We start from the raw sequence: 23,356 nt of genomic DNA, 5'->3' as shown, positions 1-23,356 counted from the left end.
TCTAATGGCTGTGATTTTGAACTTGAGAGCATTTTATTCTCAGACTGCCACGTGGTGACCCGTTGGTCTGTAATTCGAGCCATTCTCTCAATGCGCAATAGGAGGTGCTTCCACTGCTACTAACATAAACTGGAATGGTGGAATCAACTTACTCTTCATCTTCATTAACCACTTTAATTAAATTTCCATAGACTGTCCTTGTATGAAAAGATGCATGTTCTTTAAAATGTGTAAACAACCTCATACATCTAATTGCTTGTATTTTGTTATTAACTTCAGCGGACCTTTCCAAACAGCTGAGCAAAAATGTAAAACCGTCTGAAAACTTCCCTTTACGCAAAAGATAGATTGCTAATTCCCTCGAGAAATCAGTATATCGCTCCGTTATGAAGCGTTGAGTATACAACCCTTCCACTTTTTCCCGCTCCAGAAAGGAGATAATTTCTCCTTCAAATTGTATTAAAATATCATCTACATCAAAATGATATCGATTTGCCGCTTCAAGCATATTATCAAGCGCGGGAAGAACTTCCTCTTTTCTTGAAGAAATATAATTTACATAATTAAGAAGAACGCCCTTATCACCAGAAAGAAGCTTATTTGCATACGTATTTACTACTGCCCAGTCTTCATATTGCCTCTTCCACTTCAAAGCAGTTTCATCTGTAGCATTCACCCAACTCAAATCGGCGTAAGCATAAGTATGCTGAAGTGCTTGCTCATAGTCTTTCCTTCCTTCACAAGCTTCTGCCCGAAGCAAATGCGAGAATGCCCAATACGCAAACAAAGGAAATTTGGGTTTCTTCGAATTGTCTTTATTCATATGATGCCGTTTTTGTTCCAAATTGTATTGAATCTTAGCCTTGTCTCCAAGTGCTTTAGCGAATAATTCTAATTTGTCCCATTTTCGTAACGAGCGGTATGTATTCGCCAAGTCTTTTAATGCCTCTAACTGATCTATCTCATCTAACCGTTCAACGTAAGGCTCAAATTGAATGGCTGCATCATAGTTTTTCTCTTGATCGTCTCCAATACGAATCGTAAACAATCGATACTGGCAAACGGCTAATCGTTCTGAATACTGATACTTTTCCCCTTCTGCCACATTTTCATAAAGGAACGCCGCTGCTTCAGTATAACCTTTTTTATAAGAATCCTCGGCTACTTCAAAAAGTGAAGGAAGATAAACAGGATTATCTAGCAACATACCTACAACTCTTCGCAAGCAATCAAGTCGTCCTAGCTCCACGCAGCGGTACAAAAAAGGACTGATTCTTCGCCAGTTGAGCGGTTCTTCTTCAATACATTCATCAATATAACGTTCATAAAAATAATCTGGTGGTAAATTCATTCCCATAGTGATGCGATCTAGCTGGTGAACTGAAATTGATCGGTTGCCCGTCACAATGCCACTAACTGTTCCTACATTCAAATCAATCATGTGACCAAACTCGGTCATGGTTAAGCTTTTCCGTATCAGATAGGTTTGTACTTCTGCTCTAATCGTAGGTGTGATCTCCATAGATAAACCACCCTTTCAACGTAGACTCGATATATAATATAAAATTAAACGATGTAATAGAGAAATGGTTAGTAAAAATCACTTTATCACCCATAGTTGTATCGTCTTTTAGAATAAAGCCATACACCCTTTAGTTGTGTACAACAACACACATTACATTTTTGCACTTTTTACATATATTTCTCAAAAGAAGATTTCCTCATATTGCTTATATACAGCAAAACAGATAATAAAAAGGTTAGACGGATCATTCCGTCTAACCACTTAATAATAGTAATTTTTTTAGGTTCTACTGTGCCTTATACTGGAGACTTTTTATTCTTAGATTCCTCCGTGGTGTCCTGTCGGTTCGTAATTAAACCCATCATCTTGATATTGGAAAGGAGGAACCATTATCGTCAATACTAGAAAACTAGTCACCCATAAGGTTAGAATAATTTTACGCTTCATCTTCATCTTCCTCCACCTCTTTAATCAACTTTCTATACACTGCCTTTGTTTCAGATGATGCATATTCCTGATAAGACTCATAGAGTCTTACACATTTGATTATATATGATTTATTATTAATAACTGTAGATTTTTCCAAACAACTCAACAAAAAACGAAAACCTTCTGAATAAATCCCTTTATTTAAATAGTATTTTGCTAATTCATTGGAGAAATGAGTAAAACGTTCTAGAATAATTTGTTGAGTATATACTCCTACCCGATTTTTTTCATTCAAAAAAGATTGAATTTCTACTTCAAACAATGCAAGTATATGATCTACATTTATATTGTATCGATTAGCCGCCTCGATTATGTTATCTATTGCGGGAAGTATTTCATCTTCCTTCGAAGAAAAATAAGCAACATAATCAGAGAGTACGCTTACATCGCCAGACATAAGCCTATTCACATAAGTATTAGCGTCGGCCCATTCTTTAAATTGATTTTTCCATTTTAAAGTTGTATCATCTTTTTCTTCTACCCAGCTTAAATCGGCATACTTTTGAATATGCTGAAGCGCTGTCTCATAATCTTTATTAGCATCACAAATTTCAGCACGAATTAAATGCGAAAATGCCCAATAAACAAATGGAGGATAAAAAGGCTTCTTTGTTTGTTCGCTCTTTGTTTGCTGCTGGTCAATTTTATATTGTATTTCAGCTTTATTGCCCAAAGCCGTAGCAAAGTTATTTGCCTTATCCCACTTTCGCAATGAACGACAAGTATTTACTAAATCTCTTAATGCATCTAACTGATCAGCTTCATCCAAACGTTCCACGTAAGTCTCAAATTGGACCACGGCATCATAGTTTTTCTCTTGATTATCTCCTTGCCTTGTATGGAACAAACGGTATTGACACATAGCCAGACGTTCTGAATATTGCTTTTTCTCACTTAGAGCCACATTCTCATATAGAATAGTTGCCGCTTCGTAAAGCCCTTCTCTAAAAAGTTCTTCGGCAAGCTCAAATAAAGATTCTGAATAGCCTAGTTTATCCATCAATAAATTAACCACATCATGAATGCAGTCCAATTTATGGAGTCTCGCACAATTATGTATGAAAGGACTCATTCGACGCCAATTCGGATTAGCCTCCGCTAAATACTCAGACACATAGCGTTCATAGTAGTAACCAACGGGGTAGCCCATTGCTTGTGTAATTCGATCTAACTGATCCACTGAAAGTGTGCGGTTCCCATTAATAATACTGCTCATGGTGCCCGGATTCATTTCGGCTGCTCGAGCTAAATCACTTAGGATTAAATCATGATCTCTCATATGTTTTGCTATCTCTGTGAGTATCGTGGTTGTTGTGTTGTACAAAGTAACCACCCCTTATCAGGAACTTATTAGGATATCAACTCATTAAAAAAGGACTATTGCAATCCAATGATTGTATAGCCTTTCCGCAATTTATTGTACCATCTTTTGGCACAATATCATATACCTTTCAGAACCTTACTTAAGATACCTTTGAAGGGTTTGCAAAGAAAATTAAGCTCTATAAATCCTGAGACATACGAATCATATCTCTACACTGTATGCCATTCTCATAAATTTCTTCTAGATAGTTATGTCTGACAAAGAAATCTAGATCCACACCCACAATTCTGAAACCACATTTTTGGTAGAGAGCTAACTGTCCAATGCTAGAGTTTCCTGTACCAATTTCTAACGTTTTATAGCCTTGTGACCGGGCTGTTTCAATGGCATGGGTTACTAATTGTCTCCCAATCCCTTTACCATGCATGACTTCCGCTACTGCAATATTCACCACCTCAATTGTTTCGGGTCTTGTAGGTAAAAGAACATAGACTCCCACAATTTGATGCTCAATTTCTGCTACATAACACTGCCCTCTTTTCAAATATTCCTCAACAAGTTGGCGCGAAGGATCAGCTAGTAGCAAGAGCTCTAACGGACAATTTTCATTTGGTTTAAGCAATCTAATATTCATCTATTCTCTCCTGTATGTATTGTTATCCCCGAATTTTCCCACTTCTTGATTTATTCAGAAATCCGGGAGTGGTGGCGATGAGATAAAGCCTTAACTTAGATTGATCTCAATTCATACAACCCCTTGTGAAGCGAAAGACGGGCAGAACATGTACCTTCAAACAAGACACTGATGCCGAACACGGCCGGAAGCCTATCATCAGGAAACCAGGGGCGTTGCTTGTCTGTGACAATAAAGGAACCTTCCACATCCCCTAGCGGTGCGAATTTCTTATGATAAAATTCATTTTCCATGTGGGAGGATTCCTGAAAAACAAGCACCGATTCCCCTACTTGAAACGACAACCGCGAAGGGCCCTCCTCTACAACCTGCAAATCCAGGAGAGAGCCGTAAAAAGCTTTCATCGCTTCGAAGCTGCGTGTGTCCAAGAGCACTGCTTTTAATTTCATACGATCGTCCTCCCTCATAGATAAAAGATAACCTGTACATATCCAAATTAGCATATCGATTTAGGGGTGTATTGGATCATTATATTGGTTATTGACTATCTTTTAATTCGCTCAAAAGTTTGGCATTTACATCCAACGCCTTAAAACGAAGTAATATAGCCTGTTCATCCAGAACTTTACTTTTTGCCATTTCGAGATAAAGCTTGGGTTGATCCCGAAATGCCCTTGCATTCCCAATCGAGTATGCTTTCTTGAGATATTCATGAGCTAATACAGGCTTGCTCTGCAGAAGAAGCGTTTCCGCCATTTGAATGTAAGGCCCTGCATGTATAATCCGATACCCCGCACTTTCCAAATCTATAATTTCCTCATTTAAAAGCTCTACTGATCGCTGCATATGGCTGTTATAATTGAGAATTTGAACATACTGATGCAAAGTTACACTTGTAATGCCCCATGTATGCTTAGGTTCGGGGATGAGGTCCCAAGCCTTCTGTGCCTTTTCCTCGGCCAAGCTGCTATCTAACGGGAGTGTAAGAGCTGCTTCTTCTCCAAGAGCCCAAATCGTTTCTTCCAATTGAGCTTCCAGATCGTGATACATTCGAATATCCATCAGATTCCTCCCCATAGATAATATAAATTCTAACACTTAGAGATGTCTACTCCTTCATTACGATTAACGAAAGCGCTTAATCAAGGATATCACTCCCCAGATGAGCAACGCCAAGATCCCACTGACGATTACAAAGGTCATTAAGATCGAAGTCCACACGAAATGCAATCAACATCACCCCATGCATCATTTTATGGTCATCTTGTAAAGTATCTTCTAATGTCTCTCCATATTTTAACGCACGTTCACTTCCGCTGCATTCGAATTGAACAATTTTATTTTTATAATCATAGATAAGAATGCCAGCAGCGCAAACATCATTCCGCTCCAGATGAGCTGGTGTATTCCCAGATGAGAGATAAACCATCCGCCTATAGCAGATCCTATCGTAATACCCAGATTAGAAAATGAGACAAACAGGCTGTTACCGAACTCCGGAGCTTCATTCGCTTCAGTGGTTAACCATGTTTGGCTAATAATAAGCCCTCCAGAATGCACGGTTCCCCAAATGAGCACAACTACAATCATCGCTAGGAAAGATGTACCCAGAGCATAAGTGAATACGTAAACGACCATATATAGCAACGGGAACATGATGACGGTCTTGATCAGATTTTTATGTAATAACCCTCCAAATAAAAAGTTCCCAAAAATCATAACGATTCCAAAGACCATCAGCATCATGCTGATCCATGATCCGTTCATAAGAGTTATTTCTCCAAGATATTCAGCAAAATAGCTATACACTGAAAACATAGCCGCAAAGATAAAAATAACAGACACAATATTGAACCATAATTGAGGCTTGCGTAATATACCAAGCTGTTTGCCATAAGACATCTTTTGCTGGACAGGTAGAGAAGGAAGCCATATGAGGATTCCTACAAATGCAATCATGCTTACGACAGCTCCAAACCAGAAAGCAGCTTCTAACGCTATCTTCTCAGCAAGATAAGAAGTCAAGGGCACACCAAAAGCAAATCCTACTGTAATCCCGGCGAAAACCTTGGTGACGGCTTTACTGCTCTTTTCAGGGGGGACAAGATGAGATGCGGTCACGAGGGCAACTGAAAAAAAGACAGGGTGAAATATAGCAGGGAGAACACGAAAAATGAGCATGACCTCAAAATGAGTAGTATAGACATAGACAATATTTGAAATAACAAAACTGAATACAGCTATTAATAGAATAACTTTACGATTCATGCCAGAAACGAGTAAGGTCAAAAACGGACCTGAGATAGCAACAACTAAAGAAAATATACTGACGAGCCAACCAGCCTGGGAAGCTGATACATTGAATTTTTGAGTGACTTGGGGAAGAACACCTATAATCCCCATTTCCGTTGTAATAATGCCGAACACGCCCAAAGCTAGAATGATAATAAGTAACGGGTTAACCTTTTTCATATTAAGTATAAGCCTCCAATTAATTATATACATATATAGATTTGTAGATATGTTATGTGAAAAAAAACTCCTTTCTGTTTATAGTTCTTTTTGGATGTACTCGGCAAATTCCTGTATTGTTTTTTCATTCCGACGATAGTACGTCCACTTTCCTACTCGCTCAGACTCTAACAAACCGGATTTTTGCATCGTTAATAAATAACTTGAAATTACAGACTGTGCCAGTCCCGATTTGGCCTGAATATCTCCCACGCATACACCAATTTGAAAATTAAGCCCTTGCTTTAAATAAGCCTGTTCATCAAAATAATCTTCCGGTTTTTTTAACCACTGCATAATTAGACGACGAGTCTCGTTGGACAAAGCTTTATAAATCAATGACGGTTCCATACATCACATTATATCTACTTTATTAGATTTGTAAATATTTAATTCAGAAGATTACTCAGATGATTACATAATAAAATATAATAAAGGCTGCTTCCTCACGGAGAATCCGCTTGGAAACAGCCTGTTGGTGTCATCTCAACTACACAGATTTACTCTTATTCGAGCGGTACATCAAGTACAGAAAATACGGTGCACCGATCAATGCAATCAGCAATCCAGAAGGAATTTCGGTCGGTGCAAGCACGGTCCGTCCAATCGTATCCGCCAGCACCAGCATGACCGCTCCCAAGATGCTCGACAGAACAATGGAACGGCGTACATGGTGCCCGATTAACGTACGCACAATATGCGGAGCAATTAGCCCGATGAAGCCAATTGTACCCACACAGGCTACTGCTCCACCTGCCAGCAGCACACCCACTACCATCGCCAGCAGCCGGGTACGACGCACCGGAAGTCCCAGACCCATGGCACTGCCATCGTCAAATACCAAAAGATCGAAACGACGAGCCAGCCACCACGCTACTGGCAACAACACGAGCAGAAAGGCCAGAATGGTCGCCACCTGCCCCCAGTTTCGAGCGTAGGTACTACCAGTCAGCCAGATATAGCCTGTGCTACCCCAAAGTGAACCTTGGATGATCAACACCTGAATACCGGCTGATCCGATGGCAGATACGGCAATACCAAGCAGGATGACCACAGACGGATTGAGTTGCTTGTTCCACGATAAAAAGAAGATTACCGCTGCCGACACCGTCGCTCCGGCAATTGCCGCGATGGGCAACATATAGATAGGCAGCCCAGGCCACACAATAATCACTGCAAGCGCGCCGATACCAGCCCCCGAAGAAACCCCGATAATTGAGGCATCCGCCAAAGGATTACGAACCGCTAGTTGGATCAAGACGCCGCTGACCGCAAGCGCGATACCAGCCCCGGCCGCCACCAATGTGCGTGGTATTCTAAATTGTAGTAAAGCCGAATTCGCGTTCTCCCCGCCAAACAGGCCAGACAGCAGATCCCCCACCGGAATGCGCATGCCTCCAAACATTAGACTGAATACCGTTAATATCACGGCACAGCAAGCAAATATTGTAACCAGTCTGCCAAACGGTAATTTCCGAGAGCGCACACCTATGTTCATTGAAGACTGTCCACCGATACCGGAAGGCAGCTTCATCTTCCACAAAATCAGCCAAATCAACCAAGGTGCCCCGATCAAGGCCATGACCGCTCCGGTTGGCAAATCCATACTTGATTTGTGAACCATTTTCGCCAGCACGTCTGCGCCTATCAACAGCAGTGCCCCCCATAGGAAGGAACCGGGCAGTACCCAACGATGCATTTTCAGCCCGCTTAAGCGAACCAAATGCGGAGCCACCAAACCTACAAATCCGATGGGACCAATAACGCTGACTGTAATGGTCGATAGCAGAACCGCCAGCACAATTCCCACCGCCCGGGTTAAGCTAACCTTTTGTCCAAGGGATGTGGATGTGGACTCATCCAGATCCAGCACATCAAACTGCCTTGACAGCATAACAGCAATAACCGAGAGTCCTACAACCCAAGGCCAAGCGTAAGTCGTCCCACTCCAATCATTTTGCACCAGTGAGCCCGAACCCCAGAGAAACAGCCCCTGTGTTTCAAATGAATAAAAGATATGCAACGCTCCGGTAAATGAACCAAGAACCATGGATACGATCAGGCCGGCAAGCGCCAACCGAATCGGTGTTCCTGCTCTTCCTCCACCCATAAAATAAGCTAGCACCGCTGCCAACAGCCCGCCAGCGGCGGCAAATAGAAATGGCGCCTGGTGCAGCAAGCCAGGAAACATCACTGCACCAAGTACGACCACAAAGTAGGCACCAGCGTTTATCCCTAGGGTATCAGAAGCCGCCAGTGGATTTTTGGTGATGGCCTGAAGCAAAGCACCGGCAATAGCCAGCGCGCCGCCAGCCAGGATTCCAATAACCGTACGCGGCATCCGAAGATCCCACACCATGTTATGCTCAAGCGTATCCTGACGCTGGGTCAACGCCTCGATGACTGTATGCAGCGGGATCGAAGCTTCCCCATAACACAAACTTACAAAAAAAAGCACGATGAGGACGAGCAAACCGCCCCCAAAGATGCTTCCTATACGCCAAGTCTTCGATAAACCCGTTGTGTCCGTTCGGGTCATTTCGTCAGAGCTCCGACTACTTGATCAACCAGTACTTTGGATGAGATTGGGCCACCGAATGTCCATGTTGTGCCGTCTAGCGGGTAGGTCCGTTTCTCTTTAACAAAGTTCAGTCCGTTCCATACCGTGTTGTTCTTCATCGCGGCGCCAAATATATCGTCCGTCTTTTGCGTAATGTAGATAAAATTACTGTCCTGTACAGCTGGAAGAGCTTCGATTCCAACGGTACTAAATCCGTACTTCTCAGTCTGGTCCGACTTCCAGTCATTCACCATACCGATTTTCGCAAGTGTTCCCACTACAACCGAATTTTCTTTGAACATTCGCAGACTGGCAGCATTTTGAGATGTAAAGGCTTGTGTCAGCGCATAGTGAAAGTCTGCTTTGCCCGCTTTTTCCAATGTAGCCTTTGCTTCTACATAGTGCTGGTCAAGTTCGCTTAAGACTTTATCAGCCTGTTCCGTTTTACCGGTAGCCACAGCAACTTGCTTGAAAATCTCGACCATACGATCGTAATCATAGCCGTTCCCCTTGTAAGGATCGAACTCTATCGTTGGTGCAATTCCCTTAAGCTGTGCATAGATCGCTGCATTGTTATCGGCGTTAGAGATAATAAGATCTGGCTTGAGCGCCGCAATCGCTTCGAGATTGGGTTCGCCCCGTGTGCCGATATCCGTTACGGTATCAGCCAGCTTCGCCTCCGGTGTTACCCACAGCTTGTAGTTTTCATTGTCCGCATTACCGACCGGCTGTACGCCAAGGGCAATCAGATCTTCGGTAAACGTCCATTCGAGTACAACGACACGTTCCGCTGGCTTGTCCAGCTTGACTTCTCCATGGTCGTCCTTAACCGTAACTGGACCAGCCGCTGTAGATGTCTGCTCAGATCCTGCAGCACCTTCCGTCTTTGAGCTATCCCCAGCCGAACCGCAACCTGCCAATACAATCGCGAAAACTACAAATAACAATAGGCCATTCAACATCTTTTTCATTTTTCTCAATCACCCCTGTATGTATATGCATCGGAAAATGATAATCATTATCAGTAAAAGAGTATAGGGGTTAGTGATTTTTGTCAATAAGGATATATCGAAGTTCAATTGAATCGCACACAGGTTCCGTATATGATAACTTTATCATTGTTTTAAGGGAGGCTACATTGAAGTGGCAGTATTAATCAACGAGCAAATTAAAGCTGATGAGGTGGTGCTCACTGGACTCTCAGGGGAGAACCTCGGCGTTGTTTCCAAGTCAGAAGCCTTGGCTATGGCCCGATCCAAAGGAGTGGATCTGGTCTGCACCTCACTGATGAGTAGTCCACCACCGTGCAGTTTGGTTGCAAAAGGCAAAGGAAAAGCACTTGCGCAAAAAAAAGCCGCAGCAAGCAAAACAAACAACGGACGAGCCGCAGGAAACAGCGGCAAAGAAAAGGTCAAGGAGCTCCGCTTCACCGCTCACATTGAGGATCATGATTACGACACGAAGCTGCGTCAGGCGGACAAACAGCTTCGTTCTGGTAAGCCGGTACAGTTGGTTGTTAAGGCGTCAGGCGCAAAAGAATCACCTGTCGCCAAAGCGGTGCTGGAGCGTCTACTGGGTGATCTGAAGGAAGTCGGCGTAAAGGAAACTGGAATCCAGACGGGCGGCAAGGGCTCACAGGTAAAATTAAACCCTCGCTGAATGGCGAATCGGTAGATTGGAAAAGTCTCTTCGTCCGTAGAAAACAGAGGGCACATTCGGCCCTCTGTTATAAATCCCTTGTTTGAATTTTTCTTTTTATCTTCGGCACAAGTCAGGTGAAGCAGAGCGAGCAGATTCAATGTGGTTATCTGATTTACTATGATCAAGTGCTCCACCTCATTCCTGTTCTTGTCACAGCTACTTTGCTCCAAGGGAGATACCAAAAAGGTTTTTCATTCATCAACCTCGATACATAACCGCTTGCTTATTTCAGGATGACGCCGTTCGTTCCCGTTTGCGGTATGACAAACGACCAATCGGCATCCTTGTACAAATGGTTAACAATCTTTCGTTTTAACGTGAGCTGTTTCGGCATTTGATTTAGACCATCGACGAAATATCCGGCATCCTCCTGCGGCTCGATCACACCTGCACGGTCTGTGGTATAGCCTCCGCCAAAAAACATTGAATACTCCCTGCCATTCTCGTCAACTGCAACCCAGATATCTTGCGTGAAGTTTGGACTGCTGAACGTACCACTAACCGGAATGGTCGCATACATTTTGCCCGAATTGGAACTGGGACGAAGTTTGAGCCCCTTGAACAGATAAGCATCACCCGAATCTTCAAATTTAACGGGATGCACAGCTGAGGTTTGAGCCGGGTCGAGCACGACCGACATTTCGCTTTTCTCTCGAATTATATAGCCGTCCAATACGAATCGAATTTGCTGCTTATCATAAGCGAAGTCATTAAATTGGTAGAACCACTGCGTCTTGCCACTCCAACGGTCCAATTTAGATCGGCGTTCGAATTCAGGTTCTCTGTTATCCCCAAGCCATTTCCCCTGTGCATCTTCCAGGTGATACTTAAGCTCGTGAAATCCGCTTTTTCCGTTCAGCGCTCGGCCTGCCGCTTCCGGAGTCAACTCTGTCGTATATTCCAATGATCCGCCGCTTGGTGTCCGAGTAGCTCCCTGCATGTGAATTTGTAAGCCGCTTGGCGTCTCATACGTTTTATCAATTGGAGTCAGCAACGTTTGCTCTTTGGCTTTAGTCAGATCTGCCTCCAGATTCAGTCTCCAATCTCCTTTTACCGTTTTAATAGGAGCTTCCACATTGAGTTTATCCGCATACAGCCTAAGTTCACGGATATGCGCACTAAGCTGAAGCTTGTCGGTCAGTACTGGCCTCGTAAAGTCGAACTCAATCCTGCTAGTTGTCTCGTTGCTCCCTGTGCTTACTTCAAAAGGAACAGCGCCAATATCACCTCTCTGGTTATCAAAGATACTGAAATCGACATCTTGAAGACCAAAATCCCCGGCTATAGCATTTCCTTTGGCGTCGAAAACGTCGATCCCGATAATCATTCTAGTCGAATCGGCGATAAGTTCGTTGACTTTCAGGGTGTAACCCTGATCTTTAGCGCTGGCGCCCGAAATCTGTACCAGCCCTGTTTCACGTGCCTTCTTCATACCGCTATCCACATAACTATCTTTCGCAAACAGCGATCTCACCGTATCTGCGAGAGTTGGCTGCGTATACAGTAGTGTGCTAACCGCAAATACAGAGACGACGACCACCACACTCCATACTTTAAGCTGTGAAGAGCATCTGGTAAGGCGGTAATGTTTCACCTGAGCAACTATGGACGTGTCATCGTACGCTGCTGCGTTCTGTTGCCGCTTCCCGTGTCCAGTCGATCCCGTCATAATCTGTGCCTCCGTTTCCGCAGGTTGCCCGCTCGCAGAGTATCTGGATAGATCCTGATCGCTCGCGTCGGCTCTGTCAGCTGGTTCGATCTCCACTCCTTCCAGTTCCAGCATCACCTGGTCGGTAAACTCATCAGGAAGCCTTTCGTGAAACAACGAATTTTCCCAGTTCCTATCTTCTATCATCGATTTACCGTCTACTGCTTCAAGATTGGCTTTTTTCGTTGTTGTACGACCCCAGAATCTCATAACGTTGCCCCTTCCTGGCTTCTACGGTTTTCCGTAGGCTGATTTTAGCACGGTGGACGGCGTTGTTAACCTGCCGAACCGACATGCCTGTAATACTAGCGATCTCCTTGTGACTCAGTTGGTTAGTGTAGCGCAGAATCAACACAAGTCGATAATGTTCGGGTAGCGTCTCCAACAAGCGATCCAATTCGAAACGTAGTTCCTTTTGCAGCAACTTTGATTCCGGTGTTTCACGTTCATATGTATCTTCCTGTGCCGGAGACTTCGGATCTTTTCGGCGTCCACGGTCCTTCTGCAAATTGACGGCAATTGTATACATCCAACCGGCAAAACTTTGCGACGGGTTATGTGCTGCCAGTTTACGATAGGCTTTAATTAGAGTCTCTTGGGTCAGATCCTGAGCATCCACTTCAGAAGACCCCATCTTGCGAAACAAACCGTAAAGCTTATTCTGATAGCGCCGGACAATGTCTGCGTACGCCTGTTTATTGCCTTTTAATACAACTTCAATAATGGAATGATCGTCTGTCAGCTCCACGCGTTCCCCTCCTCTTACGGTCCGGCTTTTATTTGTTTCATTTCTAAGACTCCTAATCTGCATCTTTTCTCTCACTTGATCCATATAAAAAAGACCTTGAGGTTTTGTTGCCCTCAAGGTCATGAACACATAGCTCATTTCTCTATGCCTAGTTCAGCTGTGAGAAGATCACCGCTTTACTCATAAAATACATGCCTTAAACTTATCGCTATTTCTTACAGCGCTCAAGCAACAATCTTCAGCCGTGGATTCACCCTATGACCGCTCTATCAATAGCCTAAGTAAGATGGACAGAGCAATATGCTTGCTAAAATAGACCCGTTTGAGTACAATTCTCATAAGAAAATCCCTTGGGAGGAATTGGAATGCATCGAAAAAATGTCCCTCGTTAAGCCCGTTCTCCTCCATCCATGTGTTAGTTTCAACTCACCCCAATAAATCGGAGGGAGAATCACTAATGAACATGAATGGACCTATTCACGTTTCTCGAATTGAGAGATTTCAGACTTGCCACGAAATAGCTGCTAGGTTGCATGAGGTATATAGAGACAAAATTTTGGCTATAGGGGTCTATGGATCTGTTGCCAAAGGTACGGACGGCCCTTTCTCAGATATTGAAATGTTTTGTGTATTAAGTGAATCCAACGCTCCTGTAGATTTTAGCCATGAATGGTCGGCGGGTCCCTGGAAAGCTGAGGTGAACGTCTGTAGTTCAGACATTCTTCTGAAAACCGCCTCTACTGTTGAGGGCGACTGGCCGTTAACACATGGACCCTTCTTTTCCCCACTTCGTCTGTATGACTTTTTTTCTATATTAAAGGAAGCTGCCGAATCCCCAACAAGGGAAGATTTCAGGCATGCCATCAACGAAGTGCTTGTAGGTGAAATGTATGAGTTTATTGGAAAGCTTAGAAATGTCAGTATAAATGGCCCTCGTACTTTCTTGCCGTACTTGATCATGCAGTTTGCCCAATATGGGGCTATGTTAGTTGGGTTACACAATCAGAAGCTTTTCTCAACGGGCTCAATGGTTCTACCGGAAGCACTGGAACTGCCGAGTCGTCCACAAGGATTTGATCATCTGGTTAAGATGGTCATGTCCGGTGACTTAGCGGAATCCACAAAGATCATTTCAGCCTGTGAAAATTTCTGGAGTGGTCTTGTGAGCTGGGCAGTCGAACATGACTATCATATGAACTCACAACGAATCCCATTTTAATCGGAAATTAAAGTCCGCTTTAATTTCGCTTACTATAATACCCTATTTTCGCTATGCCAAATCCCCCTTTCATTAAGGGGGATTTTCATTTTTCTTCTGAGCGGATGAGATCCTTTTTACAGACATGTTATTTTATATTTTTTTGTAAAATATTTTAAATTTAAATTACTTGATTTCATTCCCCACCTCGCTTATTCTCGGTATATGCATACTTTGGCTCTATTAATCTTCTCATATACAACCCTTGTTCATGTACACATGCCAGAATGTATATTTCCTGTGTTTTCAGAGAAATTGTAACGCATAGGTCTTTATATAGAGCTAATTTTTGTTAATATCCAATAACAGGGCCCTAGGCCCTATGACAGATTACATTTTAATGATATATTGATAGATACTACAAAAGACTAATTACCCAGGGCTTGGGCTGGAGGATGTATGAAAAAGGAATCAAATCAAGACGAAACCAGTTATTTATTTAATGTTGATGTATTAGTTAAAGGTCGTTCGAACGTAGAGGCCCTTCAGTTCCTGCTTAATCTCTTGAGCCAAAACGAACAAATTGCGGATAGTCGGATTCAATCTGGTATCGAACTTGGCAATTTAATTGAAGCTGCATTATATCTAAAAAAACAGTCGGCTGTTAATAGCCCATCTGATGCAGCCGCTACGCTTGCGGAAAGATTCTCCAAAAAGAAAGCAGCCGCAATTCCGAACAAGACACCCGTTGTTCAAGAGATCAAACAATCCCACGTACAGCCAAAGCCTGCAATACAACAAGACCTTAGTACGTACGAATGGATCAAACGCTATATACATGATAATACGCTTGTACGGTTAATTGTGAACCGCTATGGAGGACAGCGCAGCATTCCTTGCCGCATACTCAACCTGGACCATGATAATAACCTGCTGAGTGTATATCATGTCGATGAGAAGCAAGTATACTCCTTTAAAATGAATGAGATCGACGAAATCACATCATAAGTGTAACATCTCACTAAAACAACTAAGCATGAAAAAAGAGAATCGGTGGAAAAACATTGCGTCTTTCCTGCCGATTCTCTTTTTTAGTATGGACCGATAAGTTTTCTAATCCTCTTTCTTTAGACCAGCAGCAGCCCATGCCAGGAATATCCATCCTGCAATAAAACATACGCCCCCTAATGGGGTGATCGCACCCAGCACACGGATTCCGGTTAAACTTAGCACATACAGACTGCCGGAAAACAAAATGATACCCGTGAACAACAGCCGCGCGGCCCATCTTAAGCGGGTCGAAGGGCCCCATTGTCCGGCAGCCAACGCAATGATTAGCAAACCGACAGCGTGAATCATATGGTATTTCACACCGGTTTCATATACGGCCAATGCATCCGCATCAATCCGTGCTTTTACAATATGCGCTCCGAAGGCTCCAATGGCTACCGCCAACATCATCATTATAGATCCTACCATTATCCATCTTCGTTGCATGTTTTTATACTCCTTTTCACTGTTCCTTTTACCCGAATGTTCTTCTTATTTTATCGGAACAGCATGAAGTTTACCAGCCAGTGTGTGTAAACAAACCGCATACAAAATTCGATGATTAAGCCCTGTCTATTGGAGGGTAATATGTAAAGCGGCTTGCTTTTTTGTTTATTTTGTGGAAAATTAGTACCTGTTCGGACTATGTTCAAGGAGTTGAAAAAATGAGTTACCAAGATCCTAATTTGCAAAAGCCTGCTGCGTCTGAGGAGCACCCTGTTTTTTCAGAAGCTCCTGTGTTTCAGCCTCCGGTCAAGCTCAAGCATTCCGGTCCCGGAATTGCCTCTTTTATTATGTCGCTCGTCAGTCTGATCGGATATATTATCTTGGCTATTATGGTCATTAATCTGATGGCTCATTTCAGCCAATACCAAACAATGAACCCGGAAGTCGTTTTGCAGCAAACCGGAACGATGCTGATTCCCTTTATTTTTTTAGCCAGCCTGCTGCTCAATTGTAGCGGACTTGTGGTCGGGATCATCGGCATTGCGTTAAAAAACCGCAAAAAAACCTTTGCTATTACTGGATTAATCATTAATGCACTCATTATTGTAGGTTTTATTGCACTACTTGCCATCGGTCTTTCGATTCCGAATAGCACAGCGGATATTTATCCTTCCTCTGTGCAGTCTTTATGATTTTTCTGCATCTCACAGAGAGGATTTAATGTATGAACAAAACTAAAATTTTTGCAGACAGTACCAGTGATGTTCCTGCCCACTGGCGTCAACAGTACGAGATTAGCATTGTACCATTGTATACAGTATTTGGTGATGAAGCATTGCAAGATGGGGTGAACATTCACCCGGAACAATTATTTCAGCGTGTCAGCCGCGAGGGAAGCTTACCTCGTACCGCCGCACCTTCTCCGGCAGATTTTATTCAAGCCTTTACGCCCTACATAGAACAAGGAGATGACATTTTATATATCAGTCTGTCCTCCGAGCTATCATCGACATACCAGAATGCGCTGCTCGCTGCCTCCGAATTTCCAGAAGGTCGCATTACGGTTTTTGATTCCCTAAATTTGTCGTGCGGTTTTGGCCTGCTTGTGATGAAAGCTGCTCGCGCGGCAGCAAACGGTAGTACGATAGAGCAGATTGTAGACATGTTGACGGCAACCAGACCGCTAATCGACACGGAATTTGTGATTGATACACTCGAATACCTATATAAAGGCGGAAGATGCTCAGGCATGCAAAACCTGATCGGCAGTCTGCTCAAAATTCGTCCGGTAATCAAAGTGATTGACGGAAAAATGACGCCCGCCTACAAGGTTCGCGGCAAACGTGAAAAAGCACTGGAACAAATGCTGCAAAATGCCCTGAACCATCGGGATTTGATGGATAACGATATGATTATTGTCGTGCACGCTTTGGCTGAGGAAGATGCGCTGATGCTGCAAGCACGTCTGAAAGAGGAAACAAACGCACAAGAGGTACTGCTAACAACAGCAGGCTGTGTTATATCCAGTCATTGTGGTCCACAAACGATCGGTATTATGTATAGCAAAAAAGCATAGTTTATCCAATATCAAACCTGTTACCCATTGGTAGCGGGTTTTTTGGTATTTTTCCAGCAATTTAGCAATGAATAACTTTCCTCTTTTTGATAGTATTATTCGTCGAGTAACAATATATACACTTACAATCTATCATAAAAAGAAGGTTATTGGGGATGAGTTCCAAACGATCGCGTTGGCTAACCAGGTTTACTCTATCGGCAACTACAGCCATTACAATATTCACAACATTCACTTCATACTTAGCTGCCCCGGCAGCAGCATCCGGCGTAGCTTTTCGGGATATTGCACACAGCTACGCCTATCAGTCTATTATTTCCCTGCATGCTAAAGGAATTTTGAATGGTACACAACCTGGTTACTTTTCTCCTAAAAAGGCTGTTACCAGAGCTGAATGGGTTACCGCATTGGACCGTACACTCGGGCTAGAACCTGTACAAGCAGTTGTTTCCTCCTATCGGGATGTTCCCAAACAGGCGTGGTACTACGGTTGGATTGAGGCGGCTTCGCAGCTTGATATCGTACAGGGAGGTTCTTCCGCTACATTTCAACCCAATAGTCCTATAACCCGACAAGAAGCAGCCTTAATGATTGCACGTCTCATCCGCTCTTCGGGCGGATCAGGCGGCACCACATCCTCTTTCACAGATCGTGACGAAATTGCAGATTGGGCTCTTGAAGGGGTAACCACCGTGAATCGTTACGGCTTTATGAAAGGTGAAAACAACTATTTTCGCCCGGCATCTTCTCTCACTCGTGAAGAAACAGCGGTATTATTGGAGCGGCTGCTAACGTATTCAGCACAGCATGCTCGCCAAGCTGCTTCCACTACTTCTTCCATTCGATTAGGCTGGCAATATGACCAAACCGTTCAGCAGTTTGAAAATACGGTGCTTCAATCCAACATCAACACCCTGTCACCACGCTGGTTTTTTCTGAACGAAACAGGCAGTATCAGCGATTACACCAATTCTTCGCTGCTTACCTGGTCCAAACAGCATCAAAAAAAAATCTGGGCTATGGTAGGCAACCGCTCCAATCTGGCGCTAACGCACCAAATTCTGTCCAGTGAGGTTCTACGGGCTACAACCATAACTCAACTTGCCAATGCTGTGTCTGTACATGGTTTGGACGGGCTTGTCATTGATTTTGAAAATGTAGATGGTCAGGATCGTGCCTACCTTACATTGTTCGTCCAACAATTAAAGGCTAAGTTGAAAAGTCAAAATGCGGTACTGGCGCTTTGTGTATCTCCTGATTACGGAACGGACTGGACTGCCGCTTTTGATTATCGAAAGCTTGGCGCTGCGGCAGACTATCTAATCCTGATGGGATATGACGAGCATTGGGGAGGGAGCTCGATCCCCGGCTCCGTGTCCTCACTGCCATGGCTGCGTGAAAGCGTGCGGCGCTTTGTACAAACCACCGATCCGGAGAAAGCGATTTTGGCATTGCCCTTATTTACACGGAATTGGACACTTAACACTAGCGGACAGTCAATCGCTTCCTCTGATATTTCATTAGACCAGCAAAATCAGCTAATATCCCGTATCTCTTCCAAACCGATCTGGAACGAGGATATTCAGCAGTATACCGTATCATACAAAGATACTCAGCTTCATAAGCTATGGCTGGAAGAAGGGCGATCCTTTACTCGTAAGTACCGCTTGGGCCAGGATGAAGGATTTGCCGGCTTCGCCTACTGGTATTCAGGCGGCGCAAGCTCTGATCTGTGGTCCAGTGTGAAAAATGCGGACCGCTTCATACAGCGTGGCTTGTAAAAGTCAAAAGCCTTCAACCTCACGTAAAAAGTGAAGTTGAAGGCTTTTGCCATACATACGTATCACCAGCCTACGACCGATATGCAACTTGCCCGTTCACAACGGTCATCCGTACCTTAACATCCAGTAAAGCCTGGTGACTTTCCGATACATCGCGGTCAATAACGGTAAAGTCAGCAGCTTTGCCTTCAGCGATTGTCCCTCTGTCAGCAGCTTCCCCAGCGGCTACTGCGCTTCCCATAGTAAACAGATGAAGGGCTTCGTGAACATCCAGCTTCTCAGCGGGAAGATAACCTTCATGCGTTTCTTCCGGCTTGGCGCGAGTCACTGCCGCATGTATACCCAGAAATGGGTTTAGCGGCTCGATCGGCGCATCACTGCCTCCAGCACACGGAATACCTACTTGCAGCAGCTTTTTCCAGGCATACAAATATTCGCTCCGTTCTTTCCCAACTCGATCCAGCACCCAGGGAAAGTCACTGGCGACAAAACGAGGCTGGATGTCCGCAATCAGCGGCAGCTTCGCCATTCTTTTGACCAAATCAGCCCTTAGCACCTGCCCATGAATCAGACGATCCGGCAACCCGCTTTCCTCCGTTAATCCATGAGCCTCCATCGCTGTCAAAATCATATGCGCCGCTTCATCTCCGATGGCATGTACAGCCACTGGAAAGCCTGCGGCTCTGGCTGCTGCCACCATCTGATTTAGCTCTGGCTGTGGTTGGATGGCCATTCCACACGTATGTGGAGCATCACTATAAGGTTCGGATAATAAAGCCGTTCTTCCACCAATAGCGCCATCAGCAAACATTTTAATCGCACCGATTTTGAACCACTCATTTCCGGTACCTGCACGCAGCTCCTGTACTTTCACTTCTTCCATAAATGGATGATAGATGAGCTGGTGTGTGCGAAATGCAAGACCTTCTTCTCTCAGCTCTCTGTAAATTCGCTGCATTGTCTCCACGCTGCCCAAAAAACGTAAATCCTCCGTATGCGCAGCAGTCAGCCCCAGCCGTAGCGCATCCAGACAAGCTCGCCGGATCGTATCCTTCTTCACCGAATAATCCGGCTCTGGCTGCACGCTTGTAAAGGCAAAGGATGCTTCCTCATAAATTAATCCATTTAATCGACCCTCTGCGTCCCGTCCATAGGCTCCTGAAGCCGGATCAGGGGTGTTCTCATTAATACCTGCACGCCGAAATGCCTCTGAATTAGCTAAAAACGTATGAAAACACGTACGGGTCAGATATACCGGGTGCTGATCTGTAATAGCATCTAGCTCAGCTATATTCGGAATTTCAACAGGATTAAATGCATTTTCGTTCCAATTAAGACCTAAAATCCACTCTCCCGGCGGTGTTACAGCGACCCGCTTGCGCAGCATAGCCAGCATCTCGTTCTTGGAAGTAGCTGATGTTAAATCCAGCATAGCTAGCTTCATACCATGCATAGACAAATGCATATGGGCATCGGTTAAGCCCGGCAGTACATGGGCTCCCTCCCAATCCACGGTTTCATACTCCTTACCAGATAACTGCAATTCAAGCTCCCGAGCATTTCCAATGGCCTGTATGCGGCCATGCTGTACAACGATGGAGTCTCCTTTGGTAGCCCAGTCCCCATATAACCTGCCGTGCTTGAACAAAACGAATGTCAACGCCACTCATCTCCTTTTTTCCAACTATACGCTTGATCTGCTGCATATTACGCCAGGGTTGCTACTTCCAAACGTAGTGTATTTATATCTACCTGCTGTACCACCTGTGCAAAGTCATCATGAGCTGCACAGACAGCCATTTTATAATCTGGGTCTAGCTCATACTGCTTAAAATGACAATACACCGTAGTAAAGCCCTCTGTCGTGAAACCTATAGACGGTTGTGTTTCCAACTCGAATGAAAAAGACTTTAACGGAAGCGTTAGCCCCTGTCCTTCGGCCTTCACAAAACTTTCCTTAAGCGTCCAAAGATCGTAAAAATAGGATAAACGACTCTCTGCATCCTGATGCATTAATGCATCATACTCTGTGTCCGAGAAGCACACCCTGCCTACTTCAAAATCAATAGGACGGAGCTGTTCAATGTCAATACCAAGCGGATGATCATCGATAGCGCATACTACCCATTTTCCCGAATGGGAAACATTAAAATGAAATGCCGGCGCATTCAACAAGGAGGGCTTGCCAAAAGCATTGTATGTAAACTGAAGGCTGGCATTCGGTATTTTTAATTGTCGACAAGCCAACCATCTTAACAACACATCAGCGTATAACCCCCTCAAAGCGTCTTCCCGATGTAAAAAACGATCCAACTTGTGCTGTTTTGCCAGCGAAACCCGATTTACCAGTAATTCGTAATGATTCTCAGCCTCTGGCTTGCTCGTATCAATCGCGTATATTTCCATGGTCGCCTCCCGTATATCCTAATGAATATAATACGTTTGTACACTCACTATTCGATTGAAGTCTGTCAAATTTGGATGACGCTTGCCATATACATGGTCAATATACTACTCTAGCACTTTCAATTCAATATGGATACAATTGGGATAGGCAGCTCTTCAAAGCTACTTCTATAGAATTTACTAATGAAAGCGCTTTAAAATAACACATACAGAGGAGGACGAAACGATGAAATATGATTTTGCCCGCTTGCTGTGTATTATGCTCACTATTTTGCTTTCGTTAAGCATTTTTCAGATGTTCTCACCTAAGATTGCTTCAGCTACTTCAGCGAATGTAGTAAATGGAATTCAGTTTAAAGATACAGATGGAAACGTGGTCCATGCCCATGGGGGCGGAATGATCAAAGTGGACGGTTATTATTATTGGTTTGGTGAAAACCGTAATCCGAATGGAACGTTCAAGGCGGTATCCGCTTATCGTTCCTCGGATTTAAAAAACTGGGAGTTTCGTAAAAACGTGCTGACCAGCAGCTCGGCCGTAGAGCTGAATGTATCGAATATTGAACGTCCGAAAGTAATTTATAATGAAAAAACACGCAAATACGTATTATGGATGCACAAGGAAAACGGGATTAATTACAACGAAGCCCGAGTGGCAGTTGCCTCATCTGATACCGTAGACGGCGATTATACGTATCAGGGCAGCTTCCGTCCGCTGGATTATGATTCACGTGATATGACTGTATACAACGATAACGGTACTGCATACCTGATATCGGCTACCCGTGTAAACGCGGATCTGAACATTTATCGTCTAACACCGGATTTTCTTCAAGTTGAATCGCTGGTAACTACACTCTGGCCAGGACAATATCGTGAAGCGCCGGCGATGTTCAAAAAAGGAGACGTCTACTTCCTGATTACATCCGGGGCAACTGGCTGGAATCCCAATCAGGCCAAGTATGCTACTGCGTCCAGCATTGAAGGAACCTGGAGCAATACGATGAACTTCGGGGACGGGACGACTTACGGTTCACAGTCGGCCTACGTCATTCCTGTTGAAGGTACGCAGACGACCTCATATCTGTATTTGGGCGACCGTTGGGCTGGGGCGTGGAGCGGTCCTGTGCAGGATTCGCAATATGTGTGGTTGCCACTGCGTTTTCCAACTGCAACTTCATTGGCCATGGATTGGTTCGACAGCATTAACGTTGATACCGCCAGTGGTGTGGTTGAGGGCATAACTACGCCGATGGTCATCGACCCGGATGCTTATTATCAGCTGGTAAGTCGCAAGAGCAACAAGCCGCTAGGCATCATTGGCAATGCGACGATAGACGGAGCAGATCTAGAGCAGCGTGCGAATTCCGGAGCACCAAGCCAGCAATGGCAGCTTAAGGATGCAGGCGGCGGATACTATAAAATTGTGAATCGGAACAGCGGGAAGCTGATTGGTGTTGAAAGCGGTGCTACAGCGGACGGCGCAGTGATCGAACAGTGGAATGATGGAGGCTGGTCCAGCCAGCATTGGCAGCTCGTATCCGTAACCGGGGGCTATTACAAGCTGAAAAATCGGGCAACTGGCAAGCTGATCGACATTTCCGAAGGCGCCACTGGCGATGGAGCCAAAGCCATTCAATGGGGCGATAATGGCGGGACGAATCAGCATTTCCGTGTAGTTAAAGTGGAATAGCTCAA

At 44.3% G+C, this 23,356-nt stretch carries 21 protein-coding genes; 7 read left to right on the top strand and 14 right to left on the bottom strand.

Annotated features, from left to right (window positions below; translation table 11 throughout):
• Positions 1-148 precede the first annotated feature (148 nt).
• The 9 genes from PPM_RS07615 to PPM_RS07575 form a co-directional block, all read right to left on the bottom strand.
• Complete coding sequence (locus PPM_RS07615) at positions 149-1,522, bottom strand: helix-turn-helix domain-containing protein (protein ID WP_013370202.1); 1,374 nt, start codon at positions 1,520-1,522, stop codon at positions 149-151.
• A gap of 439 nt (positions 1,523-1,961) precedes the next feature.
• The gene (locus PPM_RS07610; protein WP_043886094.1) at positions 1,962-3,293 is read right to left on the bottom strand and encodes a helix-turn-helix domain-containing protein; all 1,332 of its coding nucleotides are present in this window, start codon (positions 3,291-3,293) and stop codon (positions 1,962-1,964) included.
• 223 nt (positions 3,294-3,516) lie between these two features.
• A complete protein-coding gene (locus PPM_RS07605; RefSeq protein WP_013370198.1) occupies positions 3,517-3,972 on the bottom strand; it encodes a GNAT family N-acetyltransferase in 456 nt (151 codons plus the stop codon).
• Between the two features lie 95 nt (positions 3,973-4,067).
• Positions 4,068-4,421, bottom strand: coding sequence for a hypothetical protein (locus PPM_RS07600; RefSeq protein WP_013370197.1), 354 nt, complete (start codon positions 4,419-4,421; stop codon positions 4,068-4,070).
• Between the two features lie 88 nt (positions 4,422-4,509).
• A complete protein-coding gene (locus PPM_RS07595; RefSeq protein WP_013370196.1) occupies positions 4,510-5,034 on the bottom strand; it encodes a hypothetical protein in 525 nt (174 codons plus the stop codon).
• Positions 5,035-5,268: 234 nt separating this feature from the next.
• A complete protein-coding gene (locus PPM_RS07590; protein ID WP_013370195.1) occupies positions 5,269-6,444 on the bottom strand; it encodes an MFS transporter in 1,176 nt (391 codons plus the stop codon).
• A 78-nt stretch (positions 6,445-6,522) separates the two neighbouring features.
• Entirely contained in the window at positions 6,523-6,834 is a 312-nt protein-coding gene (locus PPM_RS07585) for an ArsR/SmtB family transcription factor (protein ID WP_014599587.1), read from the bottom strand.
• A gap of 139 nt (positions 6,835-6,973) precedes the next feature.
• A complete protein-coding gene (locus PPM_RS07580) occupies positions 6,974-9,022 on the bottom strand; it encodes an iron ABC transporter permease (protein WP_013370193.1) in 2,049 nt (682 codons plus the stop codon).
• The gene (locus PPM_RS07575; RefSeq protein ID WP_013370192.1) at positions 9,019-10,014 is read right to left on the bottom strand and encodes an ABC transporter substrate-binding protein; all 996 of its coding nucleotides are present in this window, start codon (positions 10,012-10,014) and stop codon (positions 9,019-9,021) included. The genes PPM_RS07580 and PPM_RS07575 overlap by 4 nt, the downstream gene beginning before the upstream one ends.
• Positions 10,015-10,186: 172 nt before the next feature.
• Between PPM_RS07575 and infC the strand changes: the two genes are divergently transcribed.
• Complete coding sequence (gene infC, locus PPM_RS07570) at positions 10,187-10,702, top strand: translation initiation factor IF-3 (RefSeq protein WP_013370191.1); 516 nt, start codon at positions 10,187-10,189, stop codon at positions 10,700-10,702.
• A gap of 265 nt (positions 10,703-10,967) precedes the next feature.
• Here infC and PPM_RS07565 read toward each other — a convergent pair whose 3' ends face one another.
• Both PPM_RS07565 and PPM_RS07560 read right to left on the bottom strand, forming a co-directional pair.
• Positions 10,968-12,662, bottom strand: coding sequence for a DUF4179 domain-containing protein (locus PPM_RS07565; protein ID WP_013370189.1), 1,695 nt, complete (start codon positions 12,660-12,662; stop codon positions 10,968-10,970).
• The gene (locus PPM_RS07560) at positions 12,619-13,200 is read right to left on the bottom strand and encodes an RNA polymerase sigma factor (protein WP_025676422.1); all 582 of its coding nucleotides are present in this window, start codon (positions 13,198-13,200) and stop codon (positions 12,619-12,621) included. The genes PPM_RS07565 and PPM_RS07560 overlap by 44 nt, the downstream gene beginning before the upstream one ends.
• A gap of 457 nt (positions 13,201-13,657) precedes the next feature.
• On the opposite strand from PPM_RS07560, the gene PPM_RS07555 reads away from it, so the two are divergent.
• Positions 13,658-14,419: an ANT(4')-I family aminoglycoside nucleotidyltransferase gene (locus tag PPM_RS07555; RefSeq protein WP_013370187.1), complete on the top strand. Its 762-nt coding sequence runs from the start codon at positions 13,658-13,660 to the stop codon at positions 14,417-14,419.
• A 438-nt stretch (positions 14,420-14,857) separates the two neighbouring features.
• A complete protein-coding gene (locus tag PPM_RS07550; RefSeq protein WP_013370186.1) occupies positions 14,858-15,406 on the top strand; it encodes a hypothetical protein in 549 nt (182 codons plus the stop codon).
• A gap of 105 nt (positions 15,407-15,511) precedes the next feature.
• On the opposite strand, the gene PPM_RS07545 is transcribed toward PPM_RS07550, so the two are convergent.
• Positions 15,512-15,895 (bottom strand): DUF423 domain-containing protein, encoded by a 384-nt coding sequence (locus PPM_RS07545; RefSeq protein ID WP_014599585.1) that lies wholly within the window; start codon positions 15,893-15,895, stop codon positions 15,512-15,514.
• A gap of 218 nt (positions 15,896-16,113) precedes the next feature.
• Between PPM_RS07545 and PPM_RS07540 the strand changes: the two genes are divergently transcribed.
• The 3 genes from PPM_RS07540 (at position 16,114) to PPM_RS07530 (ending at position 19,252) form a co-directional block, all read left to right on the top strand.
• Entirely contained in the window at positions 16,114-16,587 is a 474-nt protein-coding gene (locus tag PPM_RS07540) for a hypothetical protein (RefSeq protein WP_013370183.1), read from the top strand.
• 32 nt (positions 16,588-16,619) lie between these two features.
• Positions 16,620-17,471: a DegV family protein gene (locus PPM_RS07535; protein WP_013370182.1), complete on the top strand. Its 852-nt coding sequence runs from the start codon at positions 16,620-16,622 to the stop codon at positions 17,469-17,471.
• A gap of 155 nt (positions 17,472-17,626) precedes the next feature.
• Positions 17,627-19,252 (top strand): S-layer homology domain-containing protein, encoded by a 1,626-nt coding sequence (locus PPM_RS07530; RefSeq protein WP_013370181.1) that lies wholly within the window; start codon positions 17,627-17,629, stop codon positions 19,250-19,252.
• 70 nt (positions 19,253-19,322) lie between these two features.
• Here the strand turns inward: PPM_RS07530 and PPM_RS07525 are convergent, their stop codons facing one another.
• Both PPM_RS07525 and PPM_RS07520 read right to left on the bottom strand, forming a co-directional pair.
• Positions 19,323-20,912, bottom strand: a complete 1,590-nt coding sequence (locus PPM_RS07525; RefSeq protein WP_013370180.1) for an amidohydrolase — start codon at positions 20,910-20,912, stop codon at positions 19,323-19,325.
• A 47-nt stretch (positions 20,913-20,959) separates the two neighbouring features.
• Positions 20,960-21,658, bottom strand: a complete 699-nt coding sequence (locus tag PPM_RS07520) for a 4'-phosphopantetheinyl transferase family protein (RefSeq protein ID WP_013370179.1) — start codon at positions 21,656-21,658, stop codon at positions 20,960-20,962.
• A 226-nt stretch (positions 21,659-21,884) separates the two neighbouring features.
• On the opposite strand from PPM_RS07520, the gene PPM_RS07515 reads away from it, so the two are divergent.
• Positions 21,885-23,351 (top strand): RICIN domain-containing protein, encoded by a 1,467-nt coding sequence (locus PPM_RS07515; protein WP_013370178.1) that lies wholly within the window; start codon positions 21,885-21,887, stop codon positions 23,349-23,351.
• Positions 23,352-23,356 lie beyond the last annotated feature (5 nt).

It is taken from the genome of Paenibacillus polymyxa M1 (assembly GCF_000237325.1).
Taxonomy (GTDB): Bacteria; Bacillota; Bacilli; order Paenibacillales; family Paenibacillaceae; genus Paenibacillus; species Paenibacillus polymyxa_C.
Note: the sequence above shows the minus strand (reverse complement) of the source record. Positions and strands in the feature narration are given on the sequence as shown.